Genomic DNA, 21,030 nt, shown 5'->3' with positions numbered 1-21,030 from the left:
GTTCTGCATCTTGCCGACGCATTGGTCACGCGGTTACGTTCACCGTCACGGAGCCGGCCTCTCGCCGCCCACCGAGACCGCCCTCAACAAGCCCACCTCTCCTGGTTGTTCATGCCCGGCACGTCAACAGGAAGCAGGGATCGATGCGACGCATGAGACCACTCGGCTCAGCTGTGACCGCCCTCGTGAGCGCGAGCCTGATCGGCCTCGGGCTGCTGTCCCCGGGGGTGGCGCAGACACGGTCCGCACAGGACTCGGCCCGGCCCACGTCCACGCTGGTGGAGACGACGAACGGCAAGGTACGCGGCAGCAGCCGGACCGGGTACGACCAGTGGCTCGGCATCCCGTACGCCGCCGACCCGACCGGGAAGCTGCGGTGGACCGCTCCCCGGCCGGCCGCGCGATGGACCGGGGTGCGTGACGCCACGCGGTTCAGCGACCGCTGTGCCCAGGCGAGTGGCTGGGACCCCGGCTACGAAGACCCGACGCTCACCGAGGACTGCCTGTCGCTCAACGTCTACACGCCGGACGGAGCCCGGGGACGGCTTCCGGTACTCGTGTGGATCCACGGCGGTGGTTTCACGGGCGGCGCGGGCCAGGACACCGACCCCCGCAAGTTCGCACAGCAGGCGAACGCGGTCGTCGTCACCGTCAACTACCGGCTGGGCGCCCTCGGATACCTGAACCTGCCCCAGCTGCGGAAGGAGAACGCCGACGGCCCCGGCACCTTCGGGCTGCTCGACCAGCAGGCGGCCCTGCGCTGGGTACAGGCCAACATCGGCCGCTTCGGCGGTGACGCACGGAACGTCGCCATCGCCGGCCAGTCCGCCGGCGGTTCGTCGGTCTGCGCACAGCTGGCCTCACCGACCGCCAAGGGACTCTTCTCACGGGCCGTCATCATGAGCGGCGGCTGCAGTCTCCAGTCCGTTGGCGCGGGGGAGACGTCAAGTCTCGCGTTCGTCAAGGAGGTTGGCTGCTCGACCGCCTCGGACGTCCTCGCGTGTCTGCGCGGCAAGCCCGCCGCCGACATCGTCACCGCCCAGCAGAGGGCGGGCGTCCGGCCCTCGCTCGGTGGCGCCGCCTTCCCGGCCGATCCCGCGGTCGCGGTCCCGGCCGGGAAGTTCAACCGCGTTCCGGTCATGCTCGGACAAGTCAGCAGCGAGCGGTCGCTGTTCACCTTCCAGAACTACGACTACCTGGGCAAACCGCTGACCGCGCCGCAGTACGAGGCACTGGTGAAGTCGACGTACGGCACCGACGCGGACCTGGTCCTCGCCGAGTATCCCGTCACCGAATTCGACTCCCCAGGGGTGGCATGGACCACCGTGCAGAACGACTCGACCTCGTACACCCGTCAGCAGATCATGGGACAGCTGGCGCGGTATGTGCCCACGTACGCCTATGAGTTCACCGAGAGCGACACACCGCAGTTCACGTCCATCTACCTGATCCAGCAGAACAGCGAGGTCGCCCGTAAGTTCCCGTTCGGCGCCACCCATGTCGACGACCTCGGCTACCTGTGGGAATACCTCGGGCAGACCCTGCCGTACAGCGACGACCAGTTGGAGCTGTCCGACCAGATGATCCGGTACTGGGGCAGGTTCGCGGCGAAGGGTGACCCGAACGGCGAACACACCCCGAAGTGGCCGAAGTACGACCCCAGGACCGACGCGATGATGTCGCTGTCGGCCTGCGACACCTCACCGGCCACCGGTCTGCCTCCGGCCGCGTGCTCCAAGACCACCGACCGGTTCGGCACCGAGCACAACACGGAGTTCTGGGGGAGTCTTGCCTCCTGAACCCGGGACGTGGTGCCTCACCCCATCTGGTCCTGCGCCGACAGGTGTTCCACCGTCACCCCGGTCTCGGTGAACGTGCGGGTCACCGTCCCCGACGTATAGACCCACAGGATGCGCAGAGGCGTGTCGCCGGTGTTGCGGAAGAGATGGGGGAGGGGGGAGGGGACGTACGTCGTGTCGAACCGCTCCAGCTTCGTCACCTCACCGTCCACCACCACCTCCGCCTCTCCTTCGAGGATCGTCACGTGCTCGTCGCAGTTGTGCGAGTGCAACGGCGCCCCGGAGCCGACCGGATACACGCTCATCCCGCTGGTGATCCGGTTCTCCCCGCCCGCCGACGTGGTCGTGATGAGCGGTGTGCTCACGACGGCACCGCCCCGGCTGAGCGGGGGCACGGACGCGACTTTGACGATGGTGGTCATCCAGGGTTCCTCACCGTTCTCCGGGGACTCTCGGGTCTCTCGGGTTTCGCGATGCTGCGTCGAACGACGTTAGGTCGCGCGCCCGTGAATGGGTGCCCTCCGGCGTGCAGTTTTACCTTGCGCTCCGGGAGGGGTGAGCTTCTCGAACCCGGTTGTACCGTCGGCTGCCACCGCACGGCTTCTCGATCCGTGCCGACAACGCGCCGGAAAGCAAAGGCAGGTATCGGCCACATGAGGCTCCCCGTTCTCAGCGATGAGGAAATGAATCCGCGGCAGCAGGAGTTGGCCGCCCGTATCGCCGGCCGCCGCGGCGGGGTCCGCGGTCCCTTCCGGGTCTGGCTGCACAGCCCGGAGATGTGCGAACGCGCCGAGTCCCTCGGTGCCTTCGCCCGCTTCGACTGCGCGCTGCCCGAGCACCTGCGCGAACTCACCCTGCTGATGGCCGCCCGGAACTGGGACGCGCAGTACTCCTGGAACGCGCATGTGCGCCAGGCGATCGCGGCCGGCATCCCGGAGGCCGCCGTCAAGGCCATCGCCGAGAAGCGCGAGGCGGTCTTCGACACCGAGTCGGACCAGGCCTTCTACCAGTTCTGCCGCGAGATCCTCGACGAGCACTTCGTCACCGACGAGACCTTCGCCCGCGCACTCGGCCACTTCGGCCCCAAGGGACTGGTCGACACCATCGGCGCGCTCGGCAACTTCACCATGCTCGGCATGTGCCTGAACACCTTCCAGGTGGACCTGCAGGCCGACCGCGAACCCCCCTTCCCGGACATCCGCGGCTACGAGCGGGTCGTCCCCGGCGCCGACCGGCCGCGGCCGTGAATCCCCTCCTGCGCGTACGAGGCGTCACCAAGAGCTTCGGCGGAGCGGCCGCGCTGAAGGACGTGGACCTCGATCTGTACCCCGGCGAGATCCATGCGCTGATGGGCATGAACGGCGCCGGCAAGTCGACGCTGGTGCAGATCCTCTCCGGGGTCCACCAGGCCGACGCGGGCACCATCGAGGTCGACGGACAGCCGCATACCTCACTGACCGTACGCAAGGCCCGTCGACTCGGCATCGCCTCCGTGCCCCAGCGTCGCGAACTCGCCATGGGCCTGACCGTGGCCGAGAACGTCCTGCTCGGCGATCTGCCCACCCGGCGCCGCGTCGTGCGCTGGAAGGCGGTCAGGGACGAGGCGAGGTCGGCACTGTCCGCACTCGGCATCGACATCGACGGCCGGCGCGTCGCGGGATCCCTCACCGTCGCCGAACAGACCATGGTCGAGGTGGCCCGGGAGGTCCGCCGCGGCGGGCGGATCCTGATCCTCGACGAGCCGACCGCCTGTCTGAGCGCCAAGGACGCCGACCGGATACGGGAGTTGGTGCGGAAGCTGCGCGACGAGGGTGTCGCGGTCGTCTACATCTCGCACTACATCGACGAGGTCATGGCCGTCGCGGACCGCCTCACCGTCCTGCGCGACGGGGCGGTGGTGGCCGCCGCACCGGTCACCGCGATGGACCACGGCGGACTCGTCCGCAGCATGGTCGGCCGGGACGTGGTCTCGCGGCGTTCCGAGCGTCCCGCACCGAAGGACGAGAGTGGTCTCTCCGTCCGCGGACTGAGCCACGGACAGGCCGTGCGGGACTTCACCGTCGACGTACGCAAGGGCGAGATCGTCGCCGTCCTCGGGCCCGCGGGCGACGCGCAGTCGCGGCTCTTCGACCTGCTGTCCGGACGGCGGCGCCCCGACGCCGGCGAACTGCGGATCGACGGCAGAGCCGTCCCCTTCGGCCGGGTGGCGGCCTCGCTCGCCGGTGGACTGCGCTGCGTCACGGGCGACCGCCGGAGCCTGGGCCTGGTCCAAGGGCTGTCCCTGGACGAGAACCTGATGCTCGCCGGCGACCGCCTCGCACGACGCAGGCTGCACCGCCGCAGCGAACTCGCCCGCCGGGCGGCCCCCTTGCGCAGCAGCTACGGAGTGGTCGCCCTCGCCGGGAATCCGCCGGTGGGCGCGCTGTCCGGCGGCAACCAGCAGAAGGTCCTGCTGGGCAAGTGGCTGGAGACCGACCCGGTCGCCTGCTTCCTGGAGGACCCCACCAACGGCGTCGACGTGTCGGCCATGGCCGACATCCACGCCCTCGTGGACGACCTCGCCGCAAGCGGGGTGGCCGTGCTGCTCGCCTCCTCCTCCGCCGAGGAGGTGATGCGCCTCGCCGACCGTGTCGTCGTCGTCAGCGCCGGCCGCCCGGTCGCCGAGCACGACATCACCGCCATCACCCGCGACGAGCTCGTCGCCACCGCTCTCGGAGGTCAACCCCAGTGAGCCTCAAGACTCCCTCCGCCGCCTCCCCTGCCTCCCCGGAAGTCGTGGACAGTCCGCCCGCACGCACCGCGTACCGCCTGACACCCCGGGCTCTGCTCAGGGTCCCGCACGCCGGACTGATCGCCGTCCTCGTCCTGGTGGCGCTGTTCACCGCACTGCAGGCGGACTCCTTCACCAGCTCGCAGAACCTGCTCAACGTGCTGCGGCAGATCAGCGTGACCGCCGTCATCGCGGGCGGGCTCACCCTGCTGATGACCGCGGGCGGCATGGACTTCTCGATGGGCAGCAACGCGGCCGTGACCGTGTCCGTGGCGGCCCAACTGCTGCACGACGGCTGGTCCACGCCCCTGACCGTGCTGATCAGCCTGCTCCTCGCGACGGCGGTCGGCCTGGTCAACGGCCTGGTCGTGACGTTCACCCGGGTCGCCCCCTTCGTCGCCACGCTCGCCTCCGCGATGCTGCTCGACGGCGTCGCGCTTCTGGTCCTCAACGGCATGAGCGTCACCATCGGCGACAAGATGTCCGCGCTGGGCAACTCCAAGTTCCTCGGTATCCCCTACCTGTTGATCGTGGCGCTGCTCGTGCTCACGGCGGTCGGACTGGCCATGCGGTTCACCACCTTCGGCCGCGACGCCTTCGCGATGGGCGGCAACGAACACGTGGCACGGCTCAGCGGCATCAACGTCTCCGGACGCAAGCTCGCCCTGTACGCGCTCGCGGGCGCCCTCGCGGGTCTGGCCGGACTGATGCTGCTCTCGCGGCTCGGTGCCGCCGCCCCCAACACCGGTGGCCTGCAACTCCAGTTGACCGCCGTCGCCGCGGTGGTGATCGGCGGCACCTCGCTCGCGGGCGGCCACGGCACCGTCGTGGGCACGGTCCTCGGCGTGATGCTGCTCGGTGTTGTCGCCAACGCGCTCAACCTGCTCCAGGTCAACAGCTACTACCAATTCGTCGTCACCGGTGGGGTGTTGCTCGTCGCGGCGATCATCAACGAGTTCCAGCGCAAGACGGAGCCGGGGCACTAGCGCCGGGCCGGGCCGGGCCGGTCAGGTCAGGAACACCCGTCTCGCTCGCGCGGCCCCACACGGGACGTCGTGCGCGCGACCTCCGGCGTTCGCGCGCTCCCCTCCCGTACTCCGCCACGCACCTCTCTTCAATGACGAAGGAAAGGCCAACCCCATGAAGCCCACGGTCCGCTCCAGCCGCGCCACCGCGGTCTCGTTCGTCGGCGCCGCCGCGCTGATCCTCTCCGGATGCGGCTCGGAGAACGACGCGGCGGGCGCGGCCGACGGCTCGGTCACCCTCGGGTTCGTCAACGGAGCCAACACCCACTTCCACACCTGTCTCCTCAAGTCGGTGGAGGAGACCGCGAAGGCGGACGGGGCCAAGATCTACTCGGCCAACTCCAAGCAGGACGCCGGGACCGAGCTGTCCAACATCGAGGACATGATCTCCCGGAGTGTGGACGCGCTGATCGTCCAGACCGTCAACGTCGACGCCCTGGAAGGGGACATAGCCAAGGCCAAGAGCGCCGGTATCCCGATCTACCTGACCTCCGTGGCCACGGACGACATGTCGGACGTACTCGGTGCCGCGGTCGTCGACCTCAAGAAGGCCGGCAGCCTGGACGCGGGCTGGATCGAGAAGGACGCGGCGGGCAAGAACGTGAACGTCGGAATCGTCGCCGGTGCCCCCGGCGCCGCCTCCGACCTGCTCGTGGGCGGATTCAAGGACGCCCTGCCGTCGACCGCCAAAGTGGTGGCGAACCAGCCAGGCATGTTCAACCCGGCCAAGGCACAGGACGTCGCCGAGAACATGATCCAGTCCCATCCCGACCTGGACTACGCCTTCGTGGCCAACGAGGAGATGGGTTTCGCCGTGCGCAAGGCGTTCGACACGGCGGGCGCCGAGGACGTGAAGATCGTGACCGTCAACGGCACCGACGAGGGTCTGGCCGCCGTCACGAGCGGGAAGTTCTCCGCGACCGTGGCCAACTCGGCGATGACGATCGGGCAGACGGCGGTGAAGAACACCATCGGCCTGCTGGACGAGAAACAAGGTGTTGACAAAATTGCCAACATTCCTCTTGTCTTGGTGACCAAGGACAACGTGGGCGAGGCACCCCAGTACTGCCCCAAGTGAGCGGGCCCCATCGGGAAGCGGTGGCCGTCGCACCCGTCCTTCGGAGGAATCATGGATCGCTTGCTCCTCATGCACAGCTTCGTCACCGTCGCGCAGGCCGGCAGCTTCAGCGGAGCCGCCAAGAAGCTGGGCTCCTCGGGCTCACTGGTGTCACGGCACGTCGCCGAACTGGAACGACAGGTGGGCGTGCGCCTCGTCAACCGCACCGCCCGGTCGGTGAGCCTCACCGAACCCGGCCAGCGGTACGCCGAGTTCGCCGCGCGCATCCTCGACGAGATCGAGGCCGAGGACGCGAACCTCTCGCACCTCCACGACCGCGCCGAGGGCTCGCTCAGCATCATCTGCCCCAAGTGGATAGGCAGCCTGGACCTCGGAGACGCGATCGCCGCCTTTTCCGCCGCTCATCCGAAAATCCACGTCCGCTTCGAGCTCGGCGGTATGTCCGACCGCACCTACGACTTTCTGGACAGCGGATTCGACATCGCCTTTCACACCCGGGATCTGCGCGATTCGAGCGTCCGCCTGAAGAAGATCGCCTCGCTGCCGTTCGTGCTCTGCGCGGCAAAGGAATATCTGGACCGCGAGGGCCCGCTCACCGAGCCGAACGCCCTCGCCCACCACGACTGCCTCGTGCACGTCAACGACCCGGTCTGGCGCATCGGGCACGGACACGCGAGCACCCTCCACAAGATCCGCAACATCGCGTTCTCGTCCAACTCGTACCTCGCCCTGCAGAAAGCGGCCGTTCACGGCCGTGGCATCGCCCTGCTGCCGCAGCGTTCGGCATACGACGACCTGGTGTCCGGCGCTCTCCAGGTGCTGCTGCCCGAACTGGCGGTGCCCGACCGCCCCCTGTTCGCGATCTACGGCCCGGGTCAGGCGACGCCCCGCAAGGTCAGTGTGTTCCTGGACTTCCTCGCCACGTGGTTCTCGCAGAATCCGATTCCCACGATCCAGTCCTAGGGACGGTCTTAGGGCCGGTCTTAGGGCCGGTCCGCAAGAAACGATTGCGCATCCCGTAGAGCTCAGGTCATTGAGGCCTTCCCCACTCGAAATCTACGCTCGCCAGGCGACCCGCGAAACGAGGCATCCATGGGAATCCAGCGCATCGAATCGGTCACCTACGGCATCGACGACGTCGACGAATGCGTGCGTTTCTTCGACGACTTCGGGCTGTTCCCGGTGGAGCGGACCGACGAGCACGCGGTGTTCGAGACGCTCACCGGACAGACCCTTCACCTGGACACCCGCCCCGGCCCGCACCTGCCGCCACCGGTGGAAGCCGGACCCACCCTGCGCGAGGTGGTGTGGGGCGTCGACACCCCGCGGGAACTGGAGCGCCTGGTCGCCGCGGCGAGCCGGGACCGCAAGGTCCACGAGAGCGCCGACGGAGCCCACCACACCGTGGACGAGACCGGCTTCGGAGTGGGACTGGCCCTGGCCCGGCCGAAGGCCACGCCCGTCACCCCCAGGCCCGCCAACGCACTGGGCAACGTCAACCGCTGGAACACCGCACTGGAGCCGATCACCCGCGTACGCCCGCTGCGCATGTGCCACGTCGCCCTGAACATCGCCAAGCGGGGGCGCGCGGAAGCCGTCGCCTTCTACGCGGAGCGCCTCGGCTTCCGGCCCACCGACGTCGTCGAGCCCATGGGCGTCTTCCTCCAGGCACCGGGCGACGACGACCAGCACACCATGCTGCTCTGCCACCGCCCCGACCGGCCCGGCGTCAACCACATCGCGTACGAGGTCCCGGGCTTCGACGATGTCGTCGAAGGCGGCAACCACATGATCGACCAGGGGTGGCGGGAAGCCCGCAAACTCGGCCGCCACACCATCGGATCCAACGTCTTCCGCTTCCTGCACGCGCCCTGCGGCGGCCGGGTCGAGTACGCCGCCGACATGGACCGGGTCGACGACACGTACGGGACCCGCGTCCACGAGACCACGCCGCCCCACCACATCTGGTCGCTGCGCACCAACCGCGACCAGCAGGACGCACCCGCCTCCTGATCCCGTTTCAGCCGGCCTGAGAGGGCACCCACCCATGACCACCGACCACGGCTGTCCCGCCGTCCGCATGTACATCGCGGGCGAGTGGCGTCAGGGCGGCACCGGCCGTACCGCCCCGATCGTGAACCCCGCCACCGAGGAGACGATCGGAGACGTACCGCTTGCCACCGGTGCCGACCTCGACCGCGCCCTCGACGCGGCCGCCGAGGGCTTCAGGACCTGGCGGGACACGCCCGTCGCCCGGCGCACCGCGATCCTGCACACGGCCGCCGACCTGCTCACCGAGCGGGCCGCCGCCGTCGGCCGGACCATGACCCTGGAACAGGGCAAGCCCCTCGCGGAGGCGACCGGCGAAGCCCGCCGCGTCGCGGACACCCTGCGCTGGCACGCCGACGACGCCCGCCGCGCGTACGGCCGCATCATCCCGTCCGCACCCGGCACCCTGCTCTCCGTACGACGTGAACCGATAGGCCCCGTCGCCGCGTTCGTCCCGTGGAACTTCCCCGCGGGCGGCCCGATGCGGAAGATCTCCTCCGCGCTCTCCGCCGGCTGCTCGATCGTCATCAAGGCCTCGGAGGAGACGCCCGCCACCGCCGCGGCCCTGGTCCGCTGCTTCGTGGACGCGGGTCTGCCGGCCGGGGTGCTGAACCTCGTCTTCGGTGAACCGGCAGAAGTCTCCGCCCAGTTGATCGCCTCCCCGGTCACCCGCCTCGTCGCCTTCACCGGCTCGGTCCCCGTGGGCAAGCTGCTCGCCGCCGAGGCCGGGAAGGTCATGAAGCCCTCCGTGATGGAGCTGGGCGGGCACGCCCCGGTGATCGTGTGCGCCGACGCCGACCCGGCGGTGGCCGCCCGCCGCGCCGCACAGGCGAAGTTCGCCAACGCCGGCCAGGTGTGCACCTCGCCGAGCCGCTTCCTCGTCCACGAAAGCCTCGTGGAGGACTTCACCGCCGAGTTCGTGAAGGCCGCCGAGGCGGTCGTCGTCGGCGACGGCATGGCCCGGGGCACCACCATGGGGCCCCTCGCCAACGACCGCCGGCTGCGGGCGATGCGGCGCCTGACCGCGGACGCCGTCAACCGTGGCGCCACCGTACGCACGGGCGGCGAACGGCTCGACCGTGCCGGGTACTTCTTCGCACCGACCGTCCTCACCGACGTACCGCCGTACGCGGACCTGATGCGCGAGGAGCCGTTCGGGCCGATCGCACCCATCGTGCCGTTCACCGACCTCGACGAGGCCCTCACGACCGCGAACGAACTGCCGTACGGACTGGCCGCGTACGGCTTCACGGAGTCGGCCGCCACCGCCGAGCGGCTCGTACGCGAACTGGAGGCGGGGATCCTCTCCCTCAACCACTGCGGCGGCTCCGTCAGCGAGGCGCCCTCCGGCGGTGTCAAGGAGAGCGGCTACGGCAGGGAGGGCGGCCCCGAAGCCCTGGACGCCTACCTGGTCACCAAGCGCGTCTCCCATCTGCTGGCGGGCTGAGAAGCCATGAGGTACACCCGGGTCTCGGCCGACGGCCGGGCGGTGTGGGGACGCGTGGCGGAGCAGGACATCGAGCTGCTGTCCGGGTCCCCGATCGACGGAGACCCCTCCGTGACCGGCACGGTGCCGCGCGCCACCGCGACCTGGCTGCCGGTCGTCGTCCCGCCCGTGTTCTACGCGGTCGGCATGAACTACCGGCGGCACATCGAGCACGCGCGCGCCGAGATGCCCGCCCGCCCGGAGGTGGGCTACCGGGCCAACAACGCGCTCACGGGCCACGGGCAGCCCATCGTCAGGCCTGCCGGTGTCGAGGGCCGGTTCGAGGCCGAACCGGAACTCGTCGCCGTCATCGGCCGTACGCTGCGGCACGCCACCCAGGAGGAAGCGCGCGCGTCCGTCTTCGGCTGGACGATCGGCAACGACGTCAGCGCCCGCACCTGGCAGCACCAGGACCGCACCTTCTGGCGCAGCAAGAACAGCGACACGTTCAAGCCGATGGGCCCCTGGATCGAGACCGACGTCGACGCCCTCGCACAGACCACCACGCTCCGTGTGAACGGGGAGGTCCGCGTCTCGTTCGCCACCGGCGACATGGTCTTCGACCCCTTCGACCACATCGTCGAGATCACCAGACACATCACCATGCACCCGGGCGACGTGCTGTGGATGGGCGCCGAGTCCACCTGCCAACTCGAACCCGGGGACACCGTGGACATCGAGATCAGCGGCATCGGCGTCCTGTCCAACCCGGTCCAAGGAGAAGCCCCCGTCACGGAAAGGCAGCAGCAGTCATGAGCAGCGCACCCCGCTACATCCACCACGTCAACTTCCCCACCACCGACGCCGACCGGACCGCCGAGTGGTACACCAAGGTCTTCGGAATGAAGCGGATCATGCCCAAGTCCAACACCCGTGTGGTGCTGATGACCCGGGGCAACTTCGATCTGCACTTCACCCCGGTCGAGGAGATGGAGCGCATGGCGCCCTATCACTTCGCCGTCGAGGTCGACGACTGGGACGACTTCCTCGCCCATCTCAAGGACCTGGGCATCCGGCACACCCGCCCGATCCAACGCCCCGAGAACCAGTCCAAGTTCTGCTACATCCACGACCCCGACCACACCATGATCGAGCTGGTCTGGCACAGCAAGCGCCCCAACTGACCGCGTACGACCGGGAGTTCACCCACATGCCTCTCGTCGACTTCGACGGTACCTCCATCTACTACGAACGCCACGGCAGCGGTCCGGCGATCCTGTTCGTGCACGGCAGCGGCGGGCACCACGCTGCCTGGTGGCAGCAAGTGGCCGCGCTGCGCGAGGAGTTCACGGTCCTCACTGTGGACCTGCGCGGCTTCGGCACGTCCGACTCGTCCATGTCCGAGTTCGACGGCCAGGACTTCCCCGGTGACGTGGTCGCGGTACTGGACGCCGAGGACCTCACCGACGTCATGCTCGTCGGCCAGTCCATCGGCTCCGTCGCCGCCCTGCGCGCCGCCCTCCTGCGCCCGGGACGCGTCTCCTCGGTCGCCCTCGGCCACTCGCTCGGCGGCATCAGCCACCCCGAACTGAGGGAGCTGGCCGCCGCCGACCGCGCCGAGGCCGTCAAACTCCCCGTCATCGACCGCCTGTTGACCAAGCGGTTCCAGGCGGAGCGCCCCGACCTCACCTTCCTCTTCCAGCAGATGGGCACCTTCAACGTCGCGAAGATGGCCGACCTGCGCAACCTCGACGCCGACGGGCCGTCCCTGGACGACATCCAGGACTCGGGAATCCGCGTCGCCTTCCTGGCCGGCGAGCGGGACGCGGTGCTCAGCGTGAAGACGGTGACCCGCGCCCACGAACTGCTGCCCGGCTCCCACCTGGAGATCGTCCCGGACGCCCCGCACTCCATGTACTGGGAGACGCCCGAGCCGTACAACGCCGCCGTCGCCCGCCTGCGCCGCACCCTCACCGCACCGAAGGAAGCCGCATGAGCACCACATCCAAGGAAGCCGCATGAGCACCACATCCAAGGAATCCGCATGAGCACCACATCCAAGGAAGCCGCATGACCTCCGCACCGAAGGAAGCAGCATGAGCACCCTCACGCTCGACGCCGCCGACGAGATCGTCGACTCCGCACTGAAGCGCGCCCGGTCCCTGGGGAAGGCGGTGAGCGTCGCGGTGGTGGACGCGGGCGGCTTCGTCATCAGCGTCCGCCGCTCGGACGGCGCCCGCCCGCTGACGCCGGACATCGCCCGCGCCAAGGCGTACACCGCGGCCGTGATGCAGCGGCCCGGCAAGATGCTGAAGAAGTGGCAGGAGAGCCAGCCGGTCTTCTTCGCCCAGCTGTCCCAACTCCCGGGCGCGGCCCTGCCGATCATGGCCACCGAGGGCAGCGTCACCATCAAGAAGGACGGCGAGATCATCGGCGGCCTCGGCATCGCGGGCGGCACCGCCGACGAGGACCAGCAGGTCGCCGACGACGTACTCGAATCCCTCGGCTACGAGCTGGAGTTCGCGGCGTGGGGCGTCGCGGGCAAGCCCGCCGGGGCTACGGAACAGGCCGGGACCACGGAAAAGGAGGCCTGAGTCATGGCGGACACCTTCAACTACCGCATCGACCACCACGGCAGCCTGGTCCGCCCCACCGAACTCCTCGCGGCCCGGGCAGCGGGCGACCCCGAGGCCCTGCACAAGGCCGAACTCGCCGCGGTCGAGGAGGCGGTGGCCTACCAGCGCAGGCTGCGCTCCACGGTCGTCACCGACGGCGACTTCCCCCGCGAGGACTTCCGCGGTGCCGTCCTCGACGCAGTCTCCGGCTTCCGGCGTACGGAGGAGCGGACCGCCGACGGGCTGCCCCGCTGGGTGGCGGAGTCCCTGCCCAAGGCCAACGGCCCGCTGCCGGCCGACTGGGCCGGGCGGATCGCGGACCTGACGGTGATCGCGCCCAAGGTCTCACTGCCGTCACCGGCCTACCTGGCCGCGACCACCTTCGCCCCGGAGCTGGTCGGCTCCGGCGGCCCGGCCTCGGCCCGCGAACTCGGCGAGGCCCTCGCGGAGATCATCCACGCGGAGATCGAGCTGCTGGTCTCCCGGGGCGTCCGGCTGATCCAGCTGAACAACCCGCTCCTCCTCGGCCAGGTCGCCGCCGACCCGGCCGAGCCCGGCCCGCTCTCCTTCGTGGACGCACTGGCCGTGGAGGCACAGGCCGTACGCCTCGACGTGCGACCGACAGGCGTGCGCATCGGCCTCTGCCCGGGCTGGGCGGCGCCCGCGGTGGTGGACCGGGCCGGGGCCGAGAGCCTGTTCGGCGAGGTCCCGGCCGACCGCTGGATCCTGCCGTACGACAAAGGCACCGCCGCCGAGCTGGACCTGCTCAGGGCGCTGCCCGAGGACCGGGACGCCTGCCTGGGCGTGGTGGACCCGGCCGTGCCCGAACTGGAGGACATCGACACGGTGTTGGCCCGCCTCGACGCCGGGGCCGAGGTCAAGGACATCGAGGACATGGCCGTCGCACCGTCCCGCGGCTTCGCCGACTCGGCCGCCCGGCCCCTGCTGAGCGCCGAGGACCAGCGCCGCAAGCTGGTCCTGGTGGAGACCGTCGCCCGCTACTGCTGGGGCAACGAGTTCTGAGCCGATGGCCCCGATACGGCCGGGAAGAGCGCCCGCGCTTCCCGGCGGGGCACGGCCTTACAGGACCTCGGCGAAGGTCACCGTCCGCTCCGTCAGCAGCGGCCACACCGTCCCCACGATGAGTTCGTCGAAGTGCTCGGTGGCCCTGTGCGCGTCGAATCCGGCCCGGTCGGTGTACTGCTCGTACAGCACGAAGCTCCCCGGGCGGTCCGCCTCGGCGTGCACCTCGTACGCCAGGTTCGCCGGCTCGGCGCGGGTGTGCCCGCGCGCCTTCAGCAGCGCGGCACGCACCGATGCCTCGTCGGCGGGCTCGCAGTGGTAGCGGGCGATGACCGCGTACGCCATGTCTGTCTCTCCTCAGCGGAATCTCGGCTCCCGGCGGCCTGCCACATGCCGTCCGGCCTGCCGATTCCAGCACGGATCAACCGCCCGCCGACCTGCGCGCGGCGCAAGCAATGACTGCCTCCGCGGGGCTGGTGGCCAGTTCCCCCATGGTGTGTTGTCGCATCCGGCCCGTACGGGTGCTCCCTGTGCAGACCGCGGACCCGCGCCGCGGCGGACGAAGGAAGTGATCTTCATGCGAACCCTGGAAACCCTCTCCGGTGGAGAGTGGGTGGCGACCGGCGAGTGGATCGACGTCCACGACCCCGCCGACGTCCGTACCCCGTTCGCGCGCGTACCCGCCCTCGCCGCCAAGGACGTCACCCGCGCCTACGACCACGCCGAGCGCGGGTTCGCCGCCTGGAAACGCACCAGCCCCTTCGAACGCGCCCGGATCCTCACCGAAGCCGCGCGGCTGATCCGGGAGCGGGCCGACGGGATCGCGGCCGACGTCACCGCCGAGAACGGCAAGACCGGCGCCGAGGCCCGCGGCGAGACCCTCAAGTCCGCCGACTTCCTCGACTACTACGCAGGTCTGGCCCGCCAGGGCTACGGCACCCTGCTGCACGACGTCCGCCCCGATACCCGGGTGCACACCCAGCGGGAGCCGATCGGCGTGATCCTCGTGATCAGCCCGTGGAACGACCCGTTGATCACCCCGGCCCGCAAGCTCGCCCCGCTCCTCGCGGCCGGCAACGCGGCCGTCTTCAAGCCCGCCACCCAGACCCCCCTCTCCGGCCTGCACTTCGCCCGAGCCCTGCACGACGCGGGCCTGCCGGCCGGTGTCCTGAACGTGGTGACGGGCCGCACGGCCGACATCGAGGAGGCGCTGCTCGACGACTCGCGGATCGCGGGCATCACCTTCACCGGCTCCAACGCGGTCGGCAACCGGATCCGCCGCCGCCTCGCCGACCGCAACGTCCGCTTCCAGGGCGAACTCGGCGGCAAGAACGCCTCCGTCGTCCTGCGCGACGCCGATCTGCCGACCGCCGCGAAGGCCGTCGTCGCGGCCTCCTTCGGCCAGGCCGGACAGCGCTGCACCGCCACCAGTCGGGTCGTCGTCGAGCGGCCGGTGTACGAGGAGTTCACCCGGCTCCTGGTCACCGAGGTGGAGGCGCTGACGACGGGCCCGGGCAGCGACCCGGCCACCACCCTGTGCCCGCTGTCCAGCCCCCAGCAGCGCGACAGCGTCCTCGCTGACCTGAACAGGGCGATCGACCAGGGCGCCACCGTCCTCACCGGCGGCGGCGCGGACACCGAGGGCGACCGCGCCCACGGCTGCTACGTACGGCCGACCGTCCTCGCCGACGTCACCCCCGAGACGGCGATCTGGCGCGAGGAGGTCTTCGGCCCGGTCCTCGCCGTACGCGCGGTCGACGACTTCGACCGGGCCGTCGAGGCGGTCAACGACTCCGGCTTCGGTCTCGCCGCCGCCGTCTTCACCCGCGACCTCACGGCCGCGTACCGCTTCGCCGACGAGGCCGAGTGCGGGCAGGTCGCGGTGAACACGACCACCACCGGCTGGGACGTCCACCTGCCGTTCGGCGGGTTCCGCGACTCCGGAACGGCCTACAAGGAGCAGGGCGACGAGGTCCTGCGCTTCTCCACCCGCGTCAAGACCGTCGCCGTCCACTTCGGCGCGTGACGGTCGTGGCGGTTGTGCGGGTCGTGACTCGGGGGAGCGGCAGGACCGGCGTCGGCAGAAGGAGAGAGGAGGACGCCGATGGCTGACGAGACGATCGGCATCGTCGGCGCCGGCATCGTCGGCCTCGCCACCGGCCGCGAGATCGCCCTGCGCCGCCCCGGCACCCGGGTCGTGGTGCTGGAGAAGGAACAGCGGATCGCCGTCCACCAGACCGGCCACAACTCGGGCGTCGTGCACGCCGGGATCTACTACGCCCCCGGCAGCCTCAAGGCGGCCCTGTGCGTCCGGGGCGTGTCCATGCTCCGCGAGTACTGCCAGGAACGGGCCCTGCCGTACGCGGAGACCGGCAAGCTCGTCCTGGCGGTGCGCGAGGACGAGCTGGACCGGATGGAGAACCTCTACCGGCGGGCGCGGAACAACCACGTGCCCGACCTCCGAAAGATCTCCAAGGAGGAGATCAAGGAGATCGAGCCGCACGCCGGAGGCATCGCGGCCCTGCACTCACCGCGCACCGCGATCACCGACTACCCGGCGATCGCCCGGGAGTTCGCCAAGGACATCGAGGCCTCGGGCGGCGAGGTGCGGCTCGGCTTCCCGGTCACCTCGATCACCGACGTCCCGGGCGGCGTCGAGGTGGCCTCCGGGCAGAAACACGCTCATCGGAACGAAGGCGGGGGGAGGGTCCGCGTCGACCGGCTGATCCTCTGCGCGGGGCTCCACTCGGACTCCGTCGCCAAGCTGGCCCACGACAGGAAGGAACCGCGGATCGTGCCCTTCCGAGGCGAGTACCTGCTCCTCAAACCGGAGTCGAGGGACCTGGTCCGCGGGCTGATCTACCCGGTGCCCGACCCGCGTTACCCCTTCCTCGGCGTGCACTTCACCCCGCGGGTCGACGGCTCCGTCGAGGTCGGTCCGAACGCCGTCCTGGCCCTGGCGAAGGAGGGCTACCGGCTCGGCAGCGTCTCGCCCAGGGACCTCGCCGGACTCGTCGCCTACCCCGGCACCTGGAAGATGGCCGCCCGGCACTGGCGGACGGGCATCAAGGAGTACCGCGGCTCGCTGTCCAGGACGGCCTTCATGAGGGACGCCCAGCGGTACGTGCCCGGCGTCGGCGTCCGGGACGTGGTGCGCGGCGGAGCCGGCGTACGCGCCCAGGCCCTGGACCGGGACGGCACGCTCGTGGACGACTTCCGCATCCACCGGGCGGGCCGGATCACCGCCGTCCGCAACGCGCCCTCGCCGGCCGCCACCGCCTCCATGGCGATCGCCGAACACATCGTCGACGCCGTACTCGGCGATGCCTCCGCCCCCTGAGAACGCGCTGTTCACACCGCACTTCCGCGCAACAACAGCTTGCGCTCCCAGCGCTCTGCAAGGCCTCACGTCCCGCCTAGCGTTCCTTCCACACCCCACCCCACCCCACCCCACCCCACCACGTCGTTCTAGAGGAAGAGTTGAAGACATGTTCGTCGTCGACACGCAGATCCACATCTGGAAGGAAGAGACCCCGGACCGCCCCTGGGTCCCGGGGGCACGGGAGCGCATCCGCCTCAACGGCCACCGCGAGGACCCCTTCTCGTACGAGGAGGCCCTGGAGCTGATGGACGAGGCGGGCGTCAACCGGGCGCTGATCCTGCCCCCGTCGTGGGAGGGCAACCGCATCGACTACGCCCTGGAGGCCTGCGAGGCGCACCCGGACCGCTTCGGCATCATGGCCCGCGTCCCCCAGGACGACCCGGTCGAGGGCACCGCCCTGCTCAAGGACTTCGCCGGCAACCCGTACATCAAGGGCACCCGGCTCACCTTCCACCGCCCGCAGGACCGCAACTGGATGATCGACGGCACGAACGACTGGTACTGGCCGATCGCCGAGGAACTCGGCGTCCCCACCATGGTCCACGCCCCGATCTGGAAGCGGGAGCTCGGCCGGATCGCAGGCAAGCACCCCGAGTTGAAGATCATCATCGACCACATGGGCATCATGGCCCGCTGCGTCGACGACGCGATCGGCTACTGGGTCCAGGAGACCGCCGACCTGCACGCGCACCCGAACATCTACGTCAAGCTCTCGGCGCTCCCCGGCTATTCGACGCAGCCCTTCCCGAACAAGAACATCGAGAAGTACGTGCGCGAGATGGTCGACAAGATGGGCCCGCGGCGCTGCTTCTACGGCACCGACATCACCCGGCTGCTCGGCCACGGCATCACGTACACCGACACGATCGAACAGTTCACCAAGCACTGGGACTTCACGCCCGAGGAGCTTGAGTGGATCATGGGCCGCGGTATCTCCGAGGTCCTCGACTGGCCGATCGAGGGCTGAGGAAGCTGAGGAAGCGCCAGAGATGACGGACACCCAGAAAACCCCGGGCGCCGGCAGCGCTGATGGCGGCGATGGCGGTGACGGCGGCGACGCTCTCGTATCCGCCTTCGACGCCGTCGGCGCCGACTACCTCTTCTGCTCGTCGGGGTCCGAGTGGGCCCCGGTGTGGGAGTCCCTGGCCCGGCGCCACCGCGACGGGCTGCCCTGTCCGCGGTACCTCGACCTGACGCACGAGACCGTCGCCGTCGGCATGGCCACCGGCTACGGACTCGTCAGGCGCAGGCCGCAGGGCGTGCTGCTGCACGCGGCTCCCGGCCTGCTGCAGGGCTCCATGGCCGTGCACGGGGCGCTGCTGGCCGGAGTGCCGATGGTGGTGGCCTCCTCGGAGTCGACCACCTACGGCGACGGGCCCGGCCAGGACCCGGGCGGCCAGTGGTACCGCAACCTGTCCATCGTGGGCGGCCCGCACGGCGTCGCGCAGCCGTTCACCAAGTGGTCCAACGAGGCCGCGAGCGTCCACACCCTGCCCACGATGATCACGAGGGCGGCGGAACTGGCCTGGCGCGCCCCGGCCGGACCGGCGTACCTCAACATCCCGCTGGAGATCCTCCTGGAGGACTGGGACGGCCGCGCGGCCAAGCCCGTCGTGCCGCCGGGTTCCACGCACAGTTCGCCCGAAGAGGCCGACTCCGTCGCGCGGTTGATCCGGGAGGCCCGCGATCCCGTGATCGTGACCGAGACGTCCGGCCGTGAGGCGGGCGGTTTCGAGGCACTGGTCGCCTTCGCCGAGGCCTGGCACATCCCGGTCGTCGAGCCGGACTCGGCGGTGTGCGGCAACTTCCCGCGCACCCACCCGCTGCACGCGGGCTCGGACATCGGGCCCTGGATGGACGAGGCGGACCTGATCCTGCTCGTCAACTGCCGCGCGCCCTTCTACCCGCCCTCGCGCCAGCCGTCCAAAGCGCGGATCGTCGTCATCGACGAGGTGCCGCAACGCCCGCACGTCGTCTACCAAGTCCTGTTCGCCGACACGTACTTGGAAGGCAACGCCGCCAACACCCTGCGCCGGCTCACCAAGCGGGCGAAGGATCTCGACGAGAGGGCGGTCGCCGAACGCCGGTCGGCGCAGGAAACGCGGTTCGCCGCCGAGCGAACGGCCGTCGCCGCTACGGAGGCGAAGGCCGAGCAACAGACCGAAGGCATCGACCCGGTCCTCCTCGCCGCCACCCTGCGCACGCTGCTCGACGGCCGGGACGGGATCGTCGTCGACGAGACCATCACCCACAGCCGGATCGTCAAGCGCCATCTGCGGACCGACGCACCCGACTCGTACTTCTACGTGCAGGGCGGCCTCGGCCAGGGCATCGCCGTCGCGCTCGGCGTCAAACTCGCCGCCCAGGAACGCCCGGTGGTGCTCACGATCGGCGACGGCGCCTTCGCCTACAACCCGGTCATCCCCTCGTACGACGCGTCCAGGGCGTACGAACTCCCGTTGCTGATCGTGGTGTTCAACAACCGCGCCTACAAGTCGATGAACCTCAACCATCGCCGGTTCTACCCCGAGGGTGCCGCCGCCGAGACGGGGGAGTGGCTCGGCACCGAGCTGCACCGGCTGCCCCGACTCGCCGCGTTCGCCGAGCCGTTCGGCATGCACACCGAGACCGTCGACGCGCCGGACGCGCTCGCTCCCGCGCTGGAGCGTGCCCTCAAGGCCGTGTCCGAGGGCACCACCGCCGTCGTCGACGTCCTCGTCACCCGCTGACCCAGGAGGCATTCGCCACCATGACCGACACCCCCACCCCCAAGCCGGGTAAGGTCCGCGTCCGAGCCGAGGACCTGCGCACCTTCTCCGCCGCCCTCCTGGAGAACGGCGGGCTCAGCGCCGAGCACGCCGCCACCACCGCCGACGTGTTCGTCTGGGCCGCCCTGCGTGGCGTCGACTCGCACGGCATCGCCCGCGTCCCCGCCTACCTGGAGCTCCTCGCCAAGGGCGTGGCCAACGCGCGGGCCGAGATCACCGTCGAGTCGACCACGCCGGCCGCCGCCGTCCTGGACGCCGACCGCGCCCCCGGCCCGGTGGCCCTAAGCGCCGCCGCCGAGGAGGCCGTGAGCCGAGCGCGGACCACCGGCATCGCCTCCGTCGGCGTGCGCGGCACCGTCCACACCGGCGCCATCGGCTACTACGTGTCGAAGATCGCCGAACAGGGCCTGGTCGGCATCGGGTTCGTCGCCGGAATGCCGAACATGGGCTATACGGGGGTGCGGGGCGCCGCCGTGGCGACCAGCCCGCTCGCCATCGCCGTACCCACCGCCGCGTCGTCGGGGCACGCCCCGCTGCTGCTCGACATGGCCACCGCCACCATCGCCCTCGGGAAGATCCGCCAGGCCAGGGCGAGTGGAACGACGCTGCCCGAGGGCGCCGCCGCCACCGAGGACGGCACGCCCACCACCGACCCGGAGAAGGCCGTCATGCCGCTGCCGCTGGGCGGCGCCAAGGGGTCCGGCATGTCACTCGCGTTCGAGCTGCTCACCAGCGTGCTCGTCGGTGCGCCGATCTTCTCCGCCTTCCACTCGGACGACCCCAAGGCCCGCAAGCACCGGCAGAACGCCCTGCTCATCGCCCTGGACCCGGCGGCCTTCGGCGACCCGGACCGCTTCACCGCGGACGTCGGCACCACCCTGAGCACCCTCAAGGGACTGCCGTCGGCGGACGGCGCGGCGGGCGTGTTCTACCCGGGCGAGCGCAGTGCCGCCGTCGCGGTGGAGCGGGCTGAGAAGGGAGTTCCGGTGGCTCCGAAGGTGTGGCGCGAACTGACGGAGAGCGCGGAGAAGTTCGGGATCGCCCCGCCCACGCCGGTCGTCTGACGGGAGAGCGGGGGCCGCCCCCGCGTCCCGC

At 70.3% G+C, this 21,030-nt stretch carries 20 protein-coding genes; 18 read left to right on the top strand and 2 right to left on the bottom strand.

The features are described 5' to 3' along the window. The first annotated feature begins 152 nt into the window (after positions 1 to 152). A complete protein-coding gene (locus OHA11_RS03560; RefSeq protein WP_266491859.1) occupies positions 153 to 1,799 on the top strand; it encodes a carboxylesterase/lipase family protein in 1,647 nt (548 codons plus the stop codon). A 17-nt stretch (positions 1,800 to 1,816) separates the two neighbouring features. On the opposite strand, the gene OHA11_RS03555 is transcribed toward OHA11_RS03560, so the two are convergent. Next, positions 1,817 to 2,221, bottom strand: a complete 405-nt coding sequence (locus OHA11_RS03555) for a cupin domain-containing protein (protein ID WP_266491858.1) — start codon at positions 2,219 to 2,221, stop codon at positions 1,817 to 1,819. 261 nt (positions 2,222 to 2,482) lie between these two features. On the opposite strand from OHA11_RS03555, the gene OHA11_RS03550 reads away from it, so the two are divergent. The 12 genes from OHA11_RS03550 to OHA11_RS03495 all read left to right on the top strand — a co-directional run bounded on the left by OHA11_RS03550 (position 2,483) and on the right by OHA11_RS03495 (position 13,785). Beyond that, positions 2,483 to 3,046, top strand: a complete 564-nt coding sequence (locus OHA11_RS03550; protein WP_266506908.1) for a carboxymuconolactone decarboxylase family protein — start codon at positions 2,483 to 2,485, stop codon at positions 3,044 to 3,046. After that, positions 3,043 to 4,530 (top strand): sugar ABC transporter ATP-binding protein, encoded by a 1,488-nt coding sequence (locus OHA11_RS03545; protein WP_266491856.1) that lies wholly within the window; start codon positions 3,043 to 3,045, stop codon positions 4,528 to 4,530. The genes OHA11_RS03550 and OHA11_RS03545 overlap by 4 nt, the downstream gene beginning before the upstream one ends. After that, a complete protein-coding gene (locus tag OHA11_RS03540) occupies positions 4,527 to 5,555 on the top strand; it encodes an ABC transporter permease (protein ID WP_266491854.1) in 1,029 nt (342 codons plus the stop codon). The genes OHA11_RS03545 and OHA11_RS03540 overlap by 4 nt, the downstream gene beginning before the upstream one ends. Before the next feature lie 154 nt (positions 5,556 to 5,709). Next, complete coding sequence (locus tag OHA11_RS03535; protein ID WP_266491852.1) at positions 5,710 to 6,672, top strand: sugar ABC transporter substrate-binding protein; 963 nt, start codon at positions 5,710 to 5,712, stop codon at positions 6,670 to 6,672. A gap of 51 nt (positions 6,673 to 6,723) precedes the next feature. Continuing rightward, positions 6,724 to 7,635 carry a LysR family transcriptional regulator gene (locus tag OHA11_RS03530; RefSeq protein ID WP_266491850.1) on the top strand — a complete coding sequence of 304 codons (912 nt, stop codon included), beginning with the start codon at positions 6,724 to 6,726 and terminating at the stop codon, positions 7,633 to 7,635. Positions 7,636 to 7,764: 129 nt separating this feature from the next. Further along, positions 7,765 to 8,685 carry a VOC family protein gene (locus OHA11_RS03525; RefSeq protein ID WP_266491848.1) on the top strand — a complete coding sequence of 307 codons (921 nt, stop codon included), beginning with the start codon at positions 7,765 to 7,767 and terminating at the stop codon, positions 8,683 to 8,685. A 34-nt stretch (positions 8,686 to 8,719) separates the two neighbouring features. Further along, on the top strand, positions 8,720 to 10,168 hold the full coding sequence (locus OHA11_RS03520) for an NAD-dependent succinate-semialdehyde dehydrogenase (RefSeq protein ID WP_266491846.1): 1,449 nt from the start codon (positions 8,720 to 8,722) through the stop codon (positions 10,166 to 10,168). 6 nt (positions 10,169 to 10,174) lie between these two features. Beyond that, complete coding sequence (locus OHA11_RS03515) at positions 10,175 to 10,963, top strand: fumarylacetoacetate hydrolase family protein (protein ID WP_266491844.1); 789 nt, start codon at positions 10,175 to 10,177, stop codon at positions 10,961 to 10,963. Next, positions 10,960 to 11,331, top strand: coding sequence for a VOC family protein (locus tag OHA11_RS03510; protein WP_189839368.1), 372 nt, complete (start codon positions 10,960 to 10,962; stop codon positions 11,329 to 11,331). The genes OHA11_RS03515 and OHA11_RS03510 overlap by 4 nt, the downstream gene beginning before the upstream one ends. A gap of 26 nt (positions 11,332 to 11,357) precedes the next feature. Next, positions 11,358 to 12,143, top strand: coding sequence for an alpha/beta fold hydrolase (locus tag OHA11_RS03505; protein ID WP_266491842.1), 786 nt, complete (start codon positions 11,358 to 11,360; stop codon positions 12,141 to 12,143). A 100-nt stretch (positions 12,144 to 12,243) separates the two neighbouring features. Beyond that, the gene (locus OHA11_RS03500; protein WP_266491841.1) at positions 12,244 to 12,741 is read left to right on the top strand and encodes a heme-binding protein; all 498 of its coding nucleotides are present in this window, start codon (positions 12,244 to 12,246) and stop codon (positions 12,739 to 12,741) included. Positions 12,742 to 12,744: 3 nt separating this feature from the next. Next, complete coding sequence (locus OHA11_RS03495) at positions 12,745 to 13,785, top strand: methionine synthase II (cobalamin-independent)-like protein (protein ID WP_266491839.1); 1,041 nt, start codon at positions 12,745 to 12,747, stop codon at positions 13,783 to 13,785. A 57-nt stretch (positions 13,786 to 13,842) separates the two neighbouring features. On the opposite strand, the gene OHA11_RS03490 is transcribed toward OHA11_RS03495, so the two are convergent. Next, complete coding sequence (locus OHA11_RS03490) at positions 13,843 to 14,130, bottom strand: putative quinol monooxygenase (protein WP_266491838.1); 288 nt, start codon at positions 14,128 to 14,130, stop codon at positions 13,843 to 13,845. Between the two features lie 232 nt (positions 14,131 to 14,362). On the opposite strand from OHA11_RS03490, the gene OHA11_RS03485 reads away from it, so the two are divergent. From OHA11_RS03485 to OHA11_RS03465, 5 genes are all read left to right on the top strand, one after another. Then, positions 14,363 to 15,811, top strand: a complete 1,449-nt coding sequence (locus OHA11_RS03485) for an aldehyde dehydrogenase (RefSeq protein WP_266491837.1) — start codon at positions 14,363 to 14,365, stop codon at positions 15,809 to 15,811. A gap of 78 nt (positions 15,812 to 15,889) precedes the next feature. Then, on the top strand, positions 15,890 to 17,125 hold the full coding sequence (gene lhgO / locus OHA11_RS03480; RefSeq protein ID WP_266491835.1) for an L-2-hydroxyglutarate oxidase: 1,236 nt from the start codon (positions 15,890 to 15,892) through the stop codon (positions 17,123 to 17,125). 148 nt (positions 17,126 to 17,273) lie between these two features. Next, positions 17,274 to 18,134: an amidohydrolase gene (locus OHA11_RS03475; protein ID WP_266491834.1), complete on the top strand. Its 861-nt coding sequence runs from the start codon at positions 17,274 to 17,276 to the stop codon at positions 18,132 to 18,134. Positions 18,135 to 18,156: 22 nt separating this feature from the next. Continuing rightward, positions 18,157 to 19,896: a thiamine pyrophosphate-dependent enzyme gene (locus tag OHA11_RS03470; protein ID WP_266491833.1), complete on the top strand. Its 1,740-nt coding sequence runs from the start codon at positions 18,157 to 18,159 to the stop codon at positions 19,894 to 19,896. 20 nt (positions 19,897 to 19,916) lie between these two features. Continuing rightward, complete coding sequence (locus tag OHA11_RS03465; protein ID WP_266491831.1) at positions 19,917 to 20,999, top strand: Ldh family oxidoreductase; 1,083 nt, start codon at positions 19,917 to 19,919, stop codon at positions 20,997 to 20,999. The last annotated feature ends 31 nt before the right edge of the window (positions 21,000 to 21,030 follow it).

It is taken from the genome of Streptomyces sp. NBC_00878, assembly GCF_026341515.1.
In the GTDB taxonomy this organism is placed as follows: domain Bacteria; phylum Actinomycetota; class Actinomycetes; order Streptomycetales; family Streptomycetaceae; genus Streptomyces.
This window is presented reverse-complemented; position numbering and strand designations above follow the sequence as displayed.